We start from the raw sequence: 15,066 nt of genomic DNA, 5'->3' as shown, positions 1-15,066 counted from the left end.
GCGCGGGAGAGCCTGGGGGCGGTCGTGTCAGCTCATCTGTTTATAAAATCCTCCCTTGCCTCCCGCGGGGCCGCCCCGACCCGCGGCGCGCCCGCCCCCCCCGCCCCCCCCCCCCCACGGGCGGTGGAGCGTCAGGAGGAGGCGGTCGCCTGCTCGGTGGCGGCCTCGGCCGGGGCCGCCTCGACGGCAGCGGCGGCTTCGGTCGCGTCGGCGGCGGCGGTCTCGGAGCCGGCGAGCAGCTCCTTCTCCCACTCGGCCAGCGGCTCGTCGGCGGCGACGCCCGGCTCCGGCTTCGTGTCGGCCGAAGCACCGTTGCGGCTGGAGCGCTGCATCAGACCGGCGGCCGCGGCCTCGGCGACGACCTTGGTCAGCAGCGCGGCCGAGCGGATGGCGTCGTCGTTGCCCGGGATCGGGTAGTCGACCTCGTCCGGGTCGCAGTTGGTGTCCAGGATCGCGACGACCGGGATGTTCAGCTTCCGAGCCTCGCCGACGGCGATGTGCTCCTTCTTCGTGTCGACGATCCACACCGCGCTCGGCACCTTCGCCATGTCGCGGATACCGCCGAGGGTCTTCTCGAGCTTGTCCTTCTCGCGGGTCAGCGTCAGGATCTCGCGCTTGGTGAGACCTTCGAAGCCACCGGTCTGCTCACGAGCCTCGAGCTCCTTGAGACGGAGGAGACGCTTGTGCACGGTCTGGAAGTTGGTCAGCATGCCGCCGAGCCAGCGCTGGTTGACGTAGGGCATGCCCACGCGCGCGGCCTCGTTGGCGATGGCTTCCTGAGCCTGCTTCTTGGTGCCGACGAACATGATGGTGCCGCCGTGCGCGACGGTTTCCTTGATGAATTCGTACGCACGGTCGATGTACGTCAGCGTCTGCTGCAGGTCGATGATGTAGATGCCGTTGCGCTCGGTGAAGATGTAGCGCTTCATCTTCGGGTTCCACCGGCGGGTCTGGTGCCCGAAGTGCACGCCGCTGTCGAGCAGCTGCTTCATGGTGACGACGGCCATTGCCGGAATCAACCTCTTCTGTGTAGTGCGCGCTTCGCTTCCGCTGACGCGCTGCTCGGTTTGTCGCTCGCGGCCGGGAGGCCGTTCGCCCTGGTGCCCGTGCCGGTGCCCGGACCCGGGGAGTGAAGAACTCCCTGGGACCGCCGGACCCCGTGCGCCCGCCCGGCTTGTTTCCAGACCGGGGAACGCGCACGTGCACGCGAAGTCAGCCCGCTGAAACGGACTGCGGAGAAGATTCTACCCCCTCCCACCACCCCCTCCCCCACCGGCGGCCACTGGACGACGCAGTTGTCCACATCGGGTCCGGTTATCCACAGATTCGGCATCGGCCCCCCATGAGGCACCGAGCTCCCCCACCCTGGAGACATGGAGTCGATCATGCGGGTCCGGCGGTGGGCGCCGGGGTGGTTATTGGGCACGATTGCGCTGGTCATGGCGCTTTTCGGAGGGATGGTGACAGGTGGGGAAACAGGCGTTCGAGCACCGGGAACGCCGGCTTGGGGAGGCGAGATGCAGCCGACGACGCCCCTGGGGACAGGTGTCGCTCGAACAGGCGAATCCCGGCCACCACGACCGAAGCCTTGGACGCACGGCCTGGCCCCGCCGGCGCCGGGCTCACCGGCGCTGGGGGTAGCGACACCACCCGGGTTGCGGGCAAGTTGGCTCGCGTCGAGCGCACACCCGTCGTCGGGTCAGCGCGCCGCCTCCCCGGCCGGGAAAATGCGGACCGTTTCCCCCGAGGCTGCACAGGTGCGAGCCGATTTTCTTGAGTCCGCGCTGGGGCCGACCGATCCCCTTGGGATCCAGCAGGCGCCGACCGATTCCCCTGGGGCCGCGCTGGTATGGGCCGATTCCCCCGAGGCCGCGCTGGGGCCAGGCGATCCCCCTGGGGTCCGGCAGGCGCCGACCTATTCCCTCGAGCCCGCGCTGGGGCCAGCCGAGCCCCCTGGGGTCCGGCAGGCGCCGACCGGTCCCGCTGGGGCCGGGCGAGCGCCGACCGATTTCCCCGAGGCCACGCAGGCGCCAGCCGATCCCCTCGAGGCCGCGCTGGGGCCCGCCGTGCCGTGGGCAATCGCCCTCATGGCCGCACCGGCATCGCCGGCGGCCGTTGGGGCCGGACCTGGCGCGGACGGTTCCCTCGCCGCGCGACAACCGCGCCTCTCCTGGCCCCTTTCACCCGTTCCAGTGATCACCAAGTATTTCGACGCACCCGATACGCCGTTCGGACCCGGTCATCGCGGGGTGGACCTGGCCGCCGTGCCCGGGCAGGACGTGCTGGCCGCCGATGCGGGCGTCGTCGTCTTCGCGGGTGCCGTGGGTGGGCGGCCCGTGCTCTCCGTCGATCACGACAGTGGGCTGCGGACCACCTACGAGCCCGTCGTGCCGAAGGTGGCCGTGGGCGAACAGGTGTACCGAGGCCAAGTGCTCGGCACCGTCCTCGCCGGGCACCCCGGCTGCACGGTGGCAGCGTGCCTGCACTGGGGTGTGCGGCGGGGCGAGGAGTACGTCGATCCCCTCGCGCTGACCGGCGAGGTGGGCGAATACCGGCTCAAGCCGTGGGGAGGTGGTCGGTGATCAGGCGCCGGTCTGCTCGACCAGCTTGGCGCGCAGCCGCATGACCGCCCGCGTGTGCAGCTGGCTCACCCGCGACTCCGTGACCCCGAGGACCTTGCCGATCTCGGCGAGGGTCAGGCTTTCGAAGTAGTAGAGGCTGACCACGATCTTGTCCCGCTCGGTCAGCTGCGCGATCGCCTGGGCGAGCTGGCGGCGGTTGTCCTGGTCGACGAGCACCGCGACCGGGTCGACGGCGTCGTCGTCGGGCAGCGTGTCGACCAGCGAGCCGCTGTCCTTGCCCGCGGCTACCAGGTCCTCCAGCGCGACGACGCTGGTCAGCTGCAGCTGGCCGTAGAAGTCGCGCAGGTCGTCGAGGCCGATGCCGAGTTCGGTGGCGAGCTCCGCGTCGGTCGGGGTGCGGTGCAGGCGGGCGCCGAGGCGCTCCATCGCGCGCTCGGCCTCCTTGGCCTTGCTGCGCACCGCACGCGGCACCCAGTCCTGCGAACGGAGGTCGTCGAGGATCGCACCGCGGATGCGCTGCATCGCGTACGTCTCGAAGCGCAGGCCGCGCTCGGGATCGAACTTCTCGATCGCGTCGACGAGTCCGAAGATGCCCGACTGCACGAGGTCGCCCACGTCGATGTGGGTGGGCAGCCCGGTGCCGACCCGGCCGGCGACGTACTTGACGAGCGGGGCGTAGTGCAGCACGAGCCGATCGCGCGACGCCTGGTCCGGGCTGTCGGCGAACTGCTGCCACAGAGCCGCGATCCCGGCGTCCACGTCGTAGCCGGCCCGGGTTTCCGCGGGCGCGGCAGCCTCACCGTGAGTGGTCACTCCGGCGGCTTCGGTCACGTGCGGGCCTGCGGTCATTGCACAGTCGTTCTCGGCATGCGGCTCAGTGTCATCTCCGTGCTCGTGCGGATGCGCGTGCGCCGCCAGTCCTGCTGGTGACGACCCCGGCGAGCCACCCCCGGCCGCCTCAGGCCCTGGGGTGCGCTCGGTCATGGATCGCTTTCAACCGGTCGACGGTCACATGAGTGTAGAGCTGCGTTGTGGCAAGCGTAGCGTGACCGAGCAGTTCCTGAACGCTCCTGAGATCGGCACCCCCTTCGAGCAGATGCGTCGCGGCGGAATGCCGCAGCCCGTGGGGCCCCATGTCGAGTGCTCCGGGCACTGCCGTGACGGCGTCGTGCACGACGCGCCGCACCGCGCGCGGGTCGACGCGTTTGCCCCGGACACCGAGGAAAAGCGCGGGCTCGGCGCTCTCACCACCGCTTTCGGCGATGATCTTCGGCCGCCCCTCGTCGATCCAGTCGGCGAGCGCCCCCGCCGCCGGAACGCCGAACGGGACGACCCGTTCCTTGCTGCCCTTCCCCATTACCGTCACGACACGACGGGAGAAGTCGGCCCCGCCGACGTCCAGCCCGCACAACTCGGACACCCGGATGCCGGTGGCGTAGAGCAGTTCGACGATCGCGCGATCACGCAGGGCGACGGGATCACGTTGCGCCGCGCCGGCGGCCGACGCCTGCATGACTTCCCCCGCCTGCCCGGCCCGCAGCACTCCGGGCAGGGTGCGGTGCGCTCGCGGCGCCGCGAGCCGCCCGCCCGGGTCCGTGGCCAGGACACCGGTGCGGTGCGCCCAGGCGGTGAACGTCCGCGCCGAGGCGGCCCGCCGGGCGAGCGTCGTCCGGCTCGCGCCACCGGACTGCTGGGCGGCGAGCCACGCGCGCAGCCGGGCGAGGTCCAGCTCCTCGACCGCGCTGCCCCCGTCCACGACGAACCCCAGCAGCGCCACCGCATCGCCGACGTACGCCCGGACGGTGTGCGCGGACAGGCCGCGTTCGAGCCCGAGGTGCCGTTCGTAGGCGGTGACGACGGCCCGCACGGGCTCGGGCAACGCGGCCCGCAGCGCGCGCAGGTCGGGACGGCGGGCCCGTCCGGAGCGTGGTGACGGCATGATGTCACGCTGCGCGAACAACCGCCTTCGGTCAAGGATCGCCACGCGGCCCCACCGGACCGGCCGAACGCCGTCGACGAATTCGCCCGGATTTCGTCGTGGTCACGCGCTTTCCTTCCGTCGTCGCCAGCCGGCTTCCCCTCGGACGGCGAATCCGTCGATTTCCAGTTCGGGCAGCAACGCCCGCACCCGCCGCAACGGGAGGCCGGATTCGGCCGCGACCTCGGCGTCGGACCGGTCGGCGCGCACGGCCAGTGCCTCGAAGGCGCGCAACGCGTCGGGCCCCAGCCGGTCGGTGCGCCGTTTCGGCCGGCCCGAAACGGTGTCCTCGGCGACGCCGAAACGTCCGACGGTCTCGAGGACTTCGTCGACGGTCGAGACCAGCGTCGCTTTGGCGTCGCGGATCAGTTCGTGACAGCCGATGGACATCCCCGACGTAACCGGGCCGGGGAGGGCCATCACCACCTTGCCGAGGGCGCCGGCGGTGCTGGCGGTGTTGCGGGCGCCGCTGCGCCGTCCCGCTTCGACCACCAGGGTGCCCTCGGTGAGGGCGGCGATGAGCCGGTTGCGGACGAGGAAGCGGTGCCGCGCCGGTGGGGTGCCGGGCGGGTATTCGCTGATGACGACGCCGCCGGAGCGGACGATCCGGTTCAGCAGCGCGACGTGGCCCGCCGGATAGCCGGCATCGACAGCGCATCCCAGCACCGCGGCGGTGACGCCCTCGGCAGCGAGCGCGCCGCGGTGCGCCGCGCCGTCGATGCCGTAGGCGGCACCCGAGAACACGGGCACGCTCCGGCCGGCCAGCCCGTAGGCGAACTCGGCGGCGTGGTGTTCTCCGTAGTCCGTCGCGGCACGAGCACCGACGATGGCCACGGCCCGGTCGGCCGCGGTGCCGAGCGCAACGTCGCCGGCGACCCACAAGGCCAAGGGCCGCACGGCTTCGGCAACGCCGCGCCGGGCCGCGAGGTCCAGGGCGAGCAGTGGCCAGGCCGGCCACTCGTCGTCCTCGGGCACGACGAGCCGCGCCCCGGCCGCGGCGGCTCGGGTGAAGTCCTGCCTGACGAGGTCGTAGCCGCGTCGCGCCTCGGTTGCCTTGAACACCTCGTCCGGGCAATCGCCACGCCGGACCCGCGCGGCTGCCGCTATCGGCCCGTGCTCGGCAACGAACGCCACGAGGGCGGCCGCCGGTGGCTCGGCCACCCGCAGCAGGTACGCGCGAGCCTGCCGCAGCTCATCGGCACTCATGCCGCCACCAGCTCCCGAACACTCCCCATCGGCACCGGCTCGTGATCGCCGGCGAGTGCAGCAGCAGCCGACGTCGGCGGCTCAAGCGGCTGCTGCTGAAGAACGGCCCGCCCGCACTCGGCGACGAAGACCACGGCGGCTGCTGATGGCTCGACCTCCCGCAGCAGGAAGGCGCGAACCTGCCGCAACTCGCTGGGCCCCATACCGCCACCCGCTCCCGAACAACGGAGATCGGGGTCGCCGGCAAACGCAACGCCGACCGACGCCAGCGGCTCGAGCACCTGCTGCCGAAGAACGACCCGCCTGCGCTCGGAGATCGAGATGACCATGGCGGTCGCCGATGGCTCGACCACCCGCTCTCGAAAAGCGACCCGCTCGTACTCGGAAACGAAGACGACCACGGCGGTCGCCGATGGGCCGGTCACCCACTCTCGACAAGCGATCCGACTGCACCCGGACACGAGTGCGGCCATGGCGGCCACCGATGGCTCGACCACCCGCTCTCGAAAAGCGACCCGCTCGCGCTCGGAAACGGAGACGACCATGGCAGTCGCCGGTAACTCGACCGCCCGCTCTAAGAAAGTGACTCGACCGCGCCCAGAGACGAAGACCGTGGCGAGCGCCGGTGGCTCGGCGATCCGCCGCAGGAAGGGGCTGGCCGGGCGCTGATTGGCGAGGGTCATGCCGCCACTCGCTCTCGGAAAGCCAGTGCCGCGCCGACTTGTTCGGGGCCGGGGCGGGGCTCGGCGTCCAGGTCGGCCAACGTCCAGGCTATTCGCAAGCAACGGTCGGCGCCTCGGCCGCTCAGGGCGCCTCGGTTCATGGCTCTGTCCAGCAGGGCCGTTGCGTCCGCGGGCAGGGCGAACTCGCGGCGCAGCGCCGGCCCGGGTACCTCCGAGTTGGACAGCCAGCCGTGCTCGCTCCAGCGGTGTGCTGCGCGCTCGCGAGCTGCGAAGACCCGGTGGCGCACCGCTTCCGATGGCTCCGCCGCGACGGTGTCGTGCGCGCTGATCGCGCTCAGCGGGCGCAACCGGACCCTCAGGTCGACGCGGTCGAGCAACGGTCCGGAAAGCTTGGCGAGGTAGCGGCGGCGGGCACTCGGCGAGCAGACGCAGTCCGAATCCTTCGGCGGCGCGCACGCACACGTGTTGGTGGCGAGGACCAGCTGGAACCGCGCGGGGTAGGTGATCGAGCCCTTGACCCGGGAAATGCGCACCTCGCCCTCTTCGAGGACCGTCCGGAGCGACTCGAGGCACTGCCCGCCGAACTCGCAGACCTCGTCGAGGAACAACACACCTCGGTGGGCCCGGCTGATCGCGCCCGGTGAGGCGATTCCGCTGCCTCCGCCGATCAGCGCCGGCACGGAGATCGAATAGTGCGGGGCGACGAACGGCGGGACGGTGACCAGTGGCGAGGACTTCGACAGCGAACCGTCGACCGAGTGGACCGCGGTGACCTCCAAGGACTCCTCCGGCGTCAGCTGCGGGAGGAGCCCGGGCAGCCGCTTCGCCAGCATCGTCTTACCCACCCCGGGCGGTCCGGTGAGGAGGAGGTGGTGACCACCCGCCGCGGCGACCTCCAGGGCCCAGCGTGCCTCCGGCTGGCCGACGACGTCCGCGAGATCCGGCACGTCCGGCGGTGTCACCGGGCCCGGGGGCTCCGGGTGGGCCAGCTCGGTTTCGCGATTCAGCCACGCCACGAAATCCCGCAAGTGAGCCGCACCCGCGACTTCGATGCCGTCCACCAGCGCCGCCTCGACGAGGGAGTCCGTCGGCACGACGGCTCGGCCGTAGCCGGCCGCCCGGGCCGCCAGCAGGCCCGGGAGGATGCCGCGGACGGCGCGGATCCGGCCGTCCAAGGCGAGCTCGCCGAGCAGCACGGTGCCGAGCAGCCGGGTGGCCGGCACCGCCCCCGATGCCGCGAGCACCGCCGCGGCGATACCCAGATCGAAGGCGGACCCCATCTTGGGCAGGTTCGCCGGGGACAGGCCGAGCGTGACCTTGCCGTCGGGCCAGGGCTGCCCGGAATTGCGGACGGCGGACCGGACGCGGTCCTTCGCCTCGCGCAACCCGGCGTCGGGCAGGCCCACCAGGGTGATCCGGCTCAGCCCGCCACCGAGGTCGGCCTCGATCTCGATCACCCGGCCGTTGATGCCGAGGAGGCCGGCGGACCAGGCTTTGGCGATGGGCATCAGAACGCCGCCTCGATGTGCTGCAGCTGCGGGCGGGTGCCCGGTTCCGCGAGGATCGTGACCACGTCGTAGCGCACGGAGCACCAGCCGAGGCGGAACTCGCGGAGCCAGCGCTGGGCGGCTCGGCGGACACGGCCCGCCTTCTCCTCCGTGACCGTTTCCGTGGGGAGGCCGAATTCGGTGCCGGAGCGGGTTTTCACCTCGCAGACGATGATGCGGGTGCGGTCGGTGAAGACGAGGTCCAGCTCGCCTTCGCGGCAGCGCCAGTTGCGGGCCAGCAGGACGAGCCCCCGGCTACGGAGGTAGCCGAGAGCGATGTCTTCGCCCCAGGCCCCCAGATCGCGGCGGTGTCTCGCGAGCTCGTCGGTGCCCGTCATCGTGTTCGCCCCCTCGTCGGTTCGCTCCCGTCACCGGGGCGGTCCCGGCGATCACGGTGCGTGTGCGTTCGACGATGCCAGCGTGCGGACGGGGTTCACCAGACCCGGATCGCCCGGCTGTGGACAACCGGGGTGTTGGGGACAACTGGTCCACGGATCAGGCTCGGACGGCCCGGAGAGTCAGTGCGGTGTGCTACGTGACGAGGCCGCGAAAAGAACCGCGCCGGCTCGTCCAGCGAGCCGGCGCGGTCGGTAGGTCGATCGGAACCGGGACTAACCCGAGAACGGGCCGTCTTCGGGGAGGCGGAGGTCGGGCTTGTCCAGCTCCTCCACGTTGACGTCCTTGAACGTGATGACCCGGACGTGCTTGACGAAGCGGGCCGGGCGGTACATGTCCCAGACCCACGCGTCGGACATGCGGACCTCGAAGTACACCTCGCCGCCGCCGTCACGGACCTGGACGTCCACCGCGTTCGCCAGGTAGAACCGCCGCTCGGTCTCCACCACGTACGAAAACTGGCCGACTATGTCGCGGTACTCGCGGTACAGCGAGAGCTCCATCTCGGTCTCGTACTTCTCGAGATCCTCTGCGCTCATGAAATCCGCGCCCCTCCTCGGGATCGTGCTGCTGCTCCGCCGGCGGAGCGTTCATTGTGACCCACACCCGCGGCCGGGGCATGCAGCGGCAGGCTGAGTTGTGGCTCTAATGCCTCGTCGAGGACCGCGGCCAGGCCGGCCGCGCCGGGCGTCTCCATGGCCTTTTCCAGCGCCGCGTACGTCAGCAGGACCGGCCGCGCCGGGCGCAGGCCGTGCTTGACGGCCACCGTGGCCACGTTCGTGTACGACCAGCGGTGGACGTCGCTGGGCCCGTGCTCCCGCAGCGCCGCCAGGTGGTCGGACGTGCTGTACCCCTTGTGCACGTCGAACCCGTAGTGCGGGAAGTCGTCGTGGTAGCCCGCCATGATGCGGTCTCGCGTCACCTTCGCCAGCACCGACGCGGCCGCGATGCAGGCCACCGAACGGTCACCCTTGATGACCGCCGTGTTCGGGGCCGTCAGTCCGGGGACGCGGAACCCGTCGGTGAGGACGTAACCCGGCTGCACGCGCAGGGCCGCCGCCGCGCGGCGCATGCCCTCGAGGTTCATCACCCGGATGCCGTAGAGGTCGACCTCTTCGGTCGGGATGACGATCACCGAGTAGTCGACGGCCCGGGCGAGGACCAGGTCGTAGACCCGGTCCCGCGCCTTGGCCGTCATCAGCTTCGAATCCGTCAGCTCGGTCAGCTTCGCCGCGTCGCCCTGCTTGAGCACGCAGGCCGCGACCACCAGCGGCCCCGCGCACGCTCCGGCGCCGGCTTCGTCCACGCCGGCGACCGGGCCGAGGCCACGGCGGTCGAGTGCGCCCTGCAGACCCCAGAAGAGGTCGCCGCGCACCACGGCTCGCGGTGGCCGGATCGGCTCGGCCGCCGTCAGGGGAACGGGAAGTGTCAAGGCTGGATCACCCGTCTGCCGGCAAACGTCGGGTGGCTAGGGTTTCCGCCCGGCCGCCCGGCGCAGTCCGGACTTGAGCTTGCGCCCGAGGAACAGCGCCGGCCACGCCGCCGCGATCCCGGCCCCCAGCGGGAGCCCGCTCTGCCAGCCCGGCGCACCCAGCGCCACCGGCTGCGCCGACGCCTGCGGGTTGTGGTCGGTGATCCCGCCCCACCGGCTCGGCGGCAGGACGATGATCCGCGCCTTGCCGATGATGTTGTCCACCGGGACCGCACCGTTCACGCCGCCGCCGCCCTGGAACCGCGAGTCGTCGGAGTTGTTGCGGTTGTCGCCCTGGACCCAGACCATCCCGGCCGGAACCTTGACCGGCTCGAAGGTCTTCTGCTCCTGGTTCGACGGGTCTTCCCAATGGATGTACGGCTCGTCGAGCGACTTGCCGTCCACGATCATGCGGCCCTGCGGGTCGCAGCACTGGACGGTCTGCCCGCCGACCGCGATCACCCGCTTGACGAAGTCGCGCTCGTCCGGCGGGGCGAACCCGACCAGCGAGCCGAGACCGCGCAGGCCCTGGACGACGATGTTGCTCGACTCCTGCGGGGCGATCTCGTTGTTGATCCACGCCTGCGGGCCCTTGAACACGATCACGTCACCCGGGGAGGGCTCGGTGAAGTCGTAGGTGACCCGGTCGACCAGGATGCGGTCTCCGGTGCACCCGGGGCACCCGTGCAGGGTGGCCTCCATGGAGCCCGAAGGGATCATGAAGACCTTCGCGAGGAAAGTCTGGATCAAGATCGTGAGCACCAGGGCGATCACGAGCAGGATCGGCAGTTCCTTCCAGAACGACCGTTTCTTGGCGGGCTTGGCTCGCCGCCGGCGGGATCCCCCGCGCTCCTCGGAACGGGACAGCCTGGGCTTGTCCTCTTCGGAGCGATCGGGGTCATCCTCGGGAGCGTTCTGGGACACGGGTTCGGCCACGTCGTCAGGCTACCGGTAACCGGGTGGTGACTCAGTTAGCCGATGCCGTCTCGCGGTTTTCGCGCCGCTCCTTGATCTTGGCCTTCTTGCCGCGCAGGTCGCGCAGGTAGTACAGCTTCGCGCGCCGCACGTCGCCGCGCTTGTGCACCTCGATCTCAGCCAGGTTCGGCGAGTGCACCGGGAAGGTGCGCTCCACGCCGACGCCGAAGGAGACCTTGCGAACGGTGAAGGTCTCCCGGATGCCGCCGCCCTGACGGCGGATCACGACGCCCTGGAAGACCTGGTTGCGCTCGCGGTTGCCCTCGATGACGCGGACGTGCACCTTGAGCGTGTCGCCCGGGCGGAAGTCCGGGATGTCGGAACGCAGCGACTGCTTGTCCAGCGCGTCCAGGGTGTTCATCGGTGGTCCGTCCTCGTCTTCGGTATGGCTTGCGTACAGATCCCGGGCGCGCAACGGTGCCGCTGCGGGCGACCCAGGGGGCTGCTGGCGGGCTCGTGGACGACGAGGTCCACTCACGCCAACCTGTCAAGTATTACAGACCGGGCCACCGGTCGAGTAACCGGCCCTAGGCCTGCTCGGGGTCCAAGCCCTCCAGGACCCCGCGATCGTGCTTGTCGAGGCTACCTTCCGGCAGTGCCGCCAGGAGATCGGGGCGGCGCCGGGCCGTGCGTTCGAGAGCCTGGTCACGCCGCCAGCGGTCGATCAGCGCGTGGTTGCCCGACCGCAGCACGTCCGGCACGGCCAGGTCCCGCCACACCTCCGGGCGCGTGTAGCTGGGCCCTTCGAGCAGACCGTCGGAGAACGAGTCCTCGGCGGCCGAACGCGCGTTGCCGAGCACGCCGGGCAGCAGCCGGACGACGGCCTCGACGATGACCAGCACCGCCGCCTCGCCGCCGACCAGGACGTAGTCGCCGATCGACACCTCGTCGACCGGCATCCGCCGGGCCGCGTCGTCGACGACCCGCTGGTCGATGCCCTCGTAGCGGCCGCAGGCGAACACCAGGTGCTTCTCCGCCGCGTAGGCGTGCGCCAGCTCCTGGGTGAACGGCCGCCCGGCCGGCGTCGGGACGACGAGCCGCGTCTCGGGACGGCAGACGTCGTCCAGCGCCGGGCCCCAGATCTGCGGCTTCATGACCATGCCGGGGCCGCCGCCGTAGGGCGCGTCGTCGACCGCGCGGTGCACGTCGTGGGTCCAGTCGCGCAGGTCGTGCACGCCGACCTCGATCAGGCCGCGGTCGATCGCCCGGCCCAGCAGCGCGGCGCGCAGCGGGTCGAGGTACTCGGGGAAGATCGTGACGACGTCGATCCGCACGCGGTCACCACTTCCAGTACGCGGTGGCCTCGGCGTGCCACGCGCTCGGGACGTCCTGGTCGATCGCGAAGGCCATGCCGAGCCCCTTCGCGATCTTGATGCCGCGGTGCAGCGTCCGCCGGATCGGCGACCCGGCGGGAAGGTCCTTGTCGTCCGACCAGGTTTCGGTCTGCGTGACGCAGGTCCGCGCCCCGAACCGCGCGGAGCGGCAGGGGGCCGGCGCGCCCCAGGTCTGCTCGTGCCGGAACCGGAAGGACCGGCCGCTGCCCTGCTCCGTGACGGTCCCGTCCGCGACCAGCCGGTAGTCCGACGACGGCACGCTCCAGCGCACGTAGTGCTGCCGGCCGCCGTCCGGGGGAATCGGCGTGCAGGTGCTCCCCCGGCAGAACGACTCGCTCGTCACGCGCTCGGTGTAGTACGTGCCGTTGCCACCCCAGCCGTCGAGCAGCACCCAGTCACCCGATCGAACGAAATGTTCCGCGTACGACGGCGGCCAGGTGACCGGGTCGCCCCAGGAGATCTCGGACTCGGTGGCCGACCGCGGCGACCACGCCCACTGGAAGGCCTTCTCGCCCGGCGGGGCGTACTGACCCGCGCTGCGCTGGAACATCAGCGAAAAGTCGCCGTAGACCGGTCCGTCGGCCCGAGCCGGCGGAGCGAGGACGACGACGGCGAGCAGGGCCGCGAACACGGCCGTCCGGCGCCTCATTCGTCCAGGAGCCCTTCCGGTGGGTCGAGCACGACCCGGCCGCCGGCGATGTCCACGGTCGGGACGATCGCGTGGACGAACGGCACGAGCACCTCGCGCCCTTCGACGTCGAGCTCCAGGAGCTCGCCCGCCGGTGAGTGGACGACCTCGACGACCTTGCCGACGACCGTGCCGTCGGTCAGCTCGGCCCGCAGGCCGGCGAGCTCGTGGTCGTAGAACTCGTCGGGGTCCCCGGTCGGCGGCAGCGTGGCCGTGTCGGCCACGAGCAGCGCGCCCCGCAGCGTCTCGGCGACGTCGCGGGTCAGGACCTCCTCGAAACGCACCAGCAGCCGCCCGCTGTGTTCGCGGGCGGCTGCGATGGTGAGTTCCCTTTTGCTGCCGTCACGCAGCTTCGTCGTGACGGCCGCACCGATCCTGAACCGCTGTTCCGGCGAGTCCGTGCGCACGTCCACCGCGAGTTCCCCGCGGATGCCGTGCGCCTTCGCGATGCGGCCTACTACGACGTCCATCCTGACCGTTTCCGAAAGGCCTCAGCGGTCGGTGTCGACGACGTCCACGCGGACGCCGCGGCCACCGATGCCACCCATGACGGTGCGCAGGGCGGTCGCGGTGCGACCACCCCGGCCGATCACCTTGCCGAGGTCATCGGGGTGCACGTGCACCTCGAGCGTGCGGCCACGGCGGGTGGTCAGCAGCTCGACCCGGACCTCGTCCGGGTTGTCGACGATCCCGCGCACCAGGTGCTCGAGGGAGTCCGCGAGGAAACTCACTCGGACTTCTCGCCCTCAGCGGCCTCCGCCTTCTCGGCCTCGGCCTTCTTCGGGGCGGACTTCTTCTTCGGCGTGGTGGCCTCGGTGGAGGGCTCCTCGCCGGCCGCGGCCAGCGCCGCGTTGAACAGGTCCTGCTTGGACGGCTTCGGCTCGGCCACCTTCAGGGTGCCCTCGGCGCCCGGCAGGCCCTTGAACTTCTGCCAGTCACCGGTGATCTCCAGCAGGCGCTGGACCGGCTCGGTCGGCAGCGCGCCGACACCCAGCCAGTACTGGGCGCGCTCGGAGACGACCTCGATCAGGCTCGGCTCTTCCTTCGGGTGGTACTTGCCGATCGTCTCGATGGCCTTGCCGTCCCGGCGGGTGCGCGCGTCGGCAACGATGATGCGGTAGTACGGCGCACGGATCTTGCCGAGGCGCTGCAGCTTGATCTTGACGGCCACGGGTGTGGGTTCTCCTCGAATCTCTCTGGTGCTGGGCTGGGCGCACGCGGGCCGAGTGGGGACACGGACGCGGGCACCCGAAGGTCAGGAGCTTTCGCACGGTGAGAGGGTCCGGCGGAAGCAGGCAGTGCATCATTCTGCCAGACGGCTCTGACGGACCTAGAAAGAGGCCACCCCGAGCGCCCCGAGCAGGATGGTCAGCGCCGGCAGGAAGTTGTTCACCTGGTGCGCCACGATGCTGCCCGGCAGGCGACCGGTGACCAGCCGCACCAGGCCGATCGGCACCGCGATGACCAGCAGCAACGTCGTCCGCAGGGGCTCGAGGTGGCTGGCCGCGAACACCGCCGTCGACAGCAGGAACGCCGCCACACGGCCCCAGCGCTCGCTGCGCCACTGCAGCTGTTCCGCCGCACCCCAGAGCAGGCCGCGGTAGATGATCTCCTCGCAGATCGGGCCGAGCAGCCAGAGGTAGACGAACATCACGATGGCCGCCGGGATCGACATCCGGCGGTCCTCGACCAGCGCGCTGATCGCCGACGTCGCGTTCGCGTCGCCGACCAGCCGCGTCCACAGGTAGGCGGCGAGCGTGGTGAAGACGAGTCCGACGCAGCCGTACCGGACCCCGGTCTTCACGTCGGCCCAGCGCCACTCGAGCCGCAGGTCGGACACGGGCCCGTTGCCGCGGACGAAGGTGATCAGCACCGCGACGCCGGCCGCGATCATCGTCGGCAGCATGGTGCCGAGCAGCACGACGCGCATCGGCAGCGGGCCGGGGCCGGTGTTGCCGACGAGGACGGACACGAAGGCCGCGGACGCCAGCAGCACGCCTTCGACGAGCAGGAAGGCGCCGAAGCCCCACCGGTGCCGCGGCGCGGACGGCAGGAAGGCGGTCGCGGCGGGCTCTTCGGGCTCGGGGAACGGCGTGGCGTCGGGAGCCGGGTCCCGGGGCTGGGAAGTGGTCACGCCTTGCCCTCCGCGTCGCTCGGCTCCTGCGTCGAGCCTAGCCGCCGGGATGTGATCGCACAGTATCCGTCC

General features: G+C 71.2%; 18 protein-coding genes. 1 reads left to right on the top strand and 17 read right to left on the bottom strand.

Annotated features, from left to right (window positions below; genetic code table 11):
* Window positions 1-131 precede the first annotated feature (131 nt).
* Window positions 132-1,007 carry a 30S ribosomal protein S2 gene (gene rpsB / locus AB0F52_RS14280; protein ID WP_360169546.1) on the bottom strand — a complete coding sequence of 292 codons (876 nt, stop codon included), beginning with the start codon at window positions 1,005-1,007 and terminating at the stop codon, window positions 132-134.
* A gap of 1,080 nt (window positions 1,008-2,087) precedes the next feature.
* Between rpsB and AB0F52_RS14275 the strand changes: the two genes are divergently transcribed.
* Window positions 2,088-2,582, top strand: coding sequence for a M23 family metallopeptidase (locus AB0F52_RS14275; protein ID WP_360169543.1), 495 nt, complete (start codon window positions 2,088-2,090; stop codon window positions 2,580-2,582).
* Here the strand turns inward: AB0F52_RS14275 and AB0F52_RS14270 are convergent, their stop codons facing one another.
* The 16 genes from AB0F52_RS14270 to AB0F52_RS14195 all read right to left on the bottom strand — a co-directional run bounded on the left by AB0F52_RS14270 (window position 2,583) and on the right by AB0F52_RS14195 (window position 14,994).
* Complete coding sequence (locus AB0F52_RS14270; protein WP_360169540.1) at window positions 2,583-3,431, bottom strand: FliA/WhiG family RNA polymerase sigma factor; 849 nt, start codon at window positions 3,429-3,431, stop codon at window positions 2,583-2,585.
* A 109-nt stretch (window positions 3,432-3,540) separates the two neighbouring features.
* Window positions 3,541-4,521, bottom strand: coding sequence for a tyrosine recombinase XerC (locus AB0F52_RS14265; protein WP_360169537.1), 981 nt, complete (start codon window positions 4,519-4,521; stop codon window positions 3,541-3,543).
* A gap of 102 nt (window positions 4,522-4,623) precedes the next feature.
* The gene (dprA, locus tag AB0F52_RS14260; RefSeq protein ID WP_360169534.1) at window positions 4,624-5,766 is read right to left on the bottom strand and encodes a DNA-processing protein DprA; all 1,143 of its coding nucleotides are present in this window, start codon (window positions 5,764-5,766) and stop codon (window positions 4,624-4,626) included.
* Window positions 5,763-6,449 (bottom strand): hypothetical protein, encoded by a 687-nt coding sequence (locus AB0F52_RS14255; RefSeq protein ID WP_360169531.1) that lies wholly within the window; start codon window positions 6,447-6,449, stop codon window positions 5,763-5,765. The genes dprA and AB0F52_RS14255 overlap by 4 nt, the downstream gene beginning before the upstream one ends.
* A complete protein-coding gene (locus AB0F52_RS14250; protein ID WP_360169528.1) occupies window positions 6,446-7,957 on the bottom strand; it encodes a YifB family Mg chelatase-like AAA ATPase in 1,512 nt (503 codons plus the stop codon). Before AB0F52_RS14250 ends, AB0F52_RS14255 begins: the two co-directional genes overlap by 4 nt.
* Window positions 7,957-8,334, bottom strand: a complete 378-nt coding sequence (locus tag AB0F52_RS14245) for a YraN family protein (protein WP_360169525.1) — start codon at window positions 8,332-8,334, stop codon at window positions 7,957-7,959. The genes AB0F52_RS14250 and AB0F52_RS14245 overlap by 1 nt, the downstream gene beginning before the upstream one ends.
* Window positions 8,335-8,607: 273 nt before the next feature.
* Window positions 8,608-8,931, bottom strand: a complete 324-nt coding sequence (locus AB0F52_RS14240; protein ID WP_003096226.1) for a DUF2469 domain-containing protein — start codon at window positions 8,929-8,931, stop codon at window positions 8,608-8,610.
* Window positions 8,928-9,770, bottom strand: a complete 843-nt coding sequence (locus AB0F52_RS14235) for a ribonuclease HII (protein ID WP_103343720.1) — start codon at window positions 9,768-9,770, stop codon at window positions 8,928-8,930. Before AB0F52_RS14235 ends, AB0F52_RS14240 begins: the two co-directional genes overlap by 4 nt.
* 90 nt (window positions 9,771-9,860) lie before the next feature.
* Window positions 9,861-10,799: a signal peptidase I gene (gene lepB, locus AB0F52_RS14230; protein ID WP_360169522.1), complete on the bottom strand. Its 939-nt coding sequence runs from the start codon at window positions 10,797-10,799 to the stop codon at window positions 9,861-9,863.
* 31 nt (window positions 10,800-10,830) lie between these two features.
* A complete protein-coding gene (rplS, locus tag AB0F52_RS14225) occupies window positions 10,831-11,199 on the bottom strand; it encodes a 50S ribosomal protein L19 (protein WP_013223853.1) in 369 nt (122 codons plus the stop codon).
* Between the two features lie 166 nt (window positions 11,200-11,365).
* A complete protein-coding gene (gene trmD, locus AB0F52_RS14220) occupies window positions 11,366-12,112 on the bottom strand; it encodes a tRNA (guanosine(37)-N1)-methyltransferase TrmD (protein WP_360169518.1) in 747 nt (248 codons plus the stop codon).
* 4 nt (window positions 12,113-12,116) lie between these two features.
* Window positions 12,117-12,821, bottom strand: coding sequence for a hypothetical protein (locus AB0F52_RS14215; protein WP_360169515.1), 705 nt, complete (start codon window positions 12,819-12,821; stop codon window positions 12,117-12,119).
* Window positions 12,818-13,330, bottom strand: a complete 513-nt coding sequence (gene rimM, locus AB0F52_RS14210) for a ribosome maturation factor RimM (RefSeq protein WP_360169512.1) — start codon at window positions 13,328-13,330, stop codon at window positions 12,818-12,820. The genes AB0F52_RS14215 and rimM overlap by 4 nt, the downstream gene beginning before the upstream one ends.
* Before the next feature lie 21 nt (window positions 13,331-13,351).
* Window positions 13,352-13,591: an RNA-binding protein gene (locus AB0F52_RS14205; protein ID WP_003103110.1), complete on the bottom strand. Its 240-nt coding sequence runs from the start codon at window positions 13,589-13,591 to the stop codon at window positions 13,352-13,354.
* Entirely contained in the window at window positions 13,588-14,031 is a 444-nt protein-coding gene (gene rpsP / locus AB0F52_RS14200; RefSeq protein WP_103343715.1) for a 30S ribosomal protein S16, read from the bottom strand. Before rpsP ends, AB0F52_RS14205 begins: the two co-directional genes overlap by 4 nt.
* 159 nt (window positions 14,032-14,190) lie before the next feature.
* Window positions 14,191-14,994, bottom strand: a complete 804-nt coding sequence (locus AB0F52_RS14195) for a type II CAAX endopeptidase family protein (protein ID WP_360169508.1) — start codon at window positions 14,992-14,994, stop codon at window positions 14,191-14,193.
* Between the last annotated feature and the right edge of the window lie 72 nt (window positions 14,995-15,066).

The organism is Amycolatopsis sp. NPDC024027 (genome assembly GCF_040638975.1).
In the GTDB taxonomy this organism is placed as follows: Bacteria; Actinomycetota; Actinomycetes; order Mycobacteriales; family Pseudonocardiaceae; genus Amycolatopsis.
This window is presented reverse-complemented; position numbering and strand designations above follow the sequence as displayed.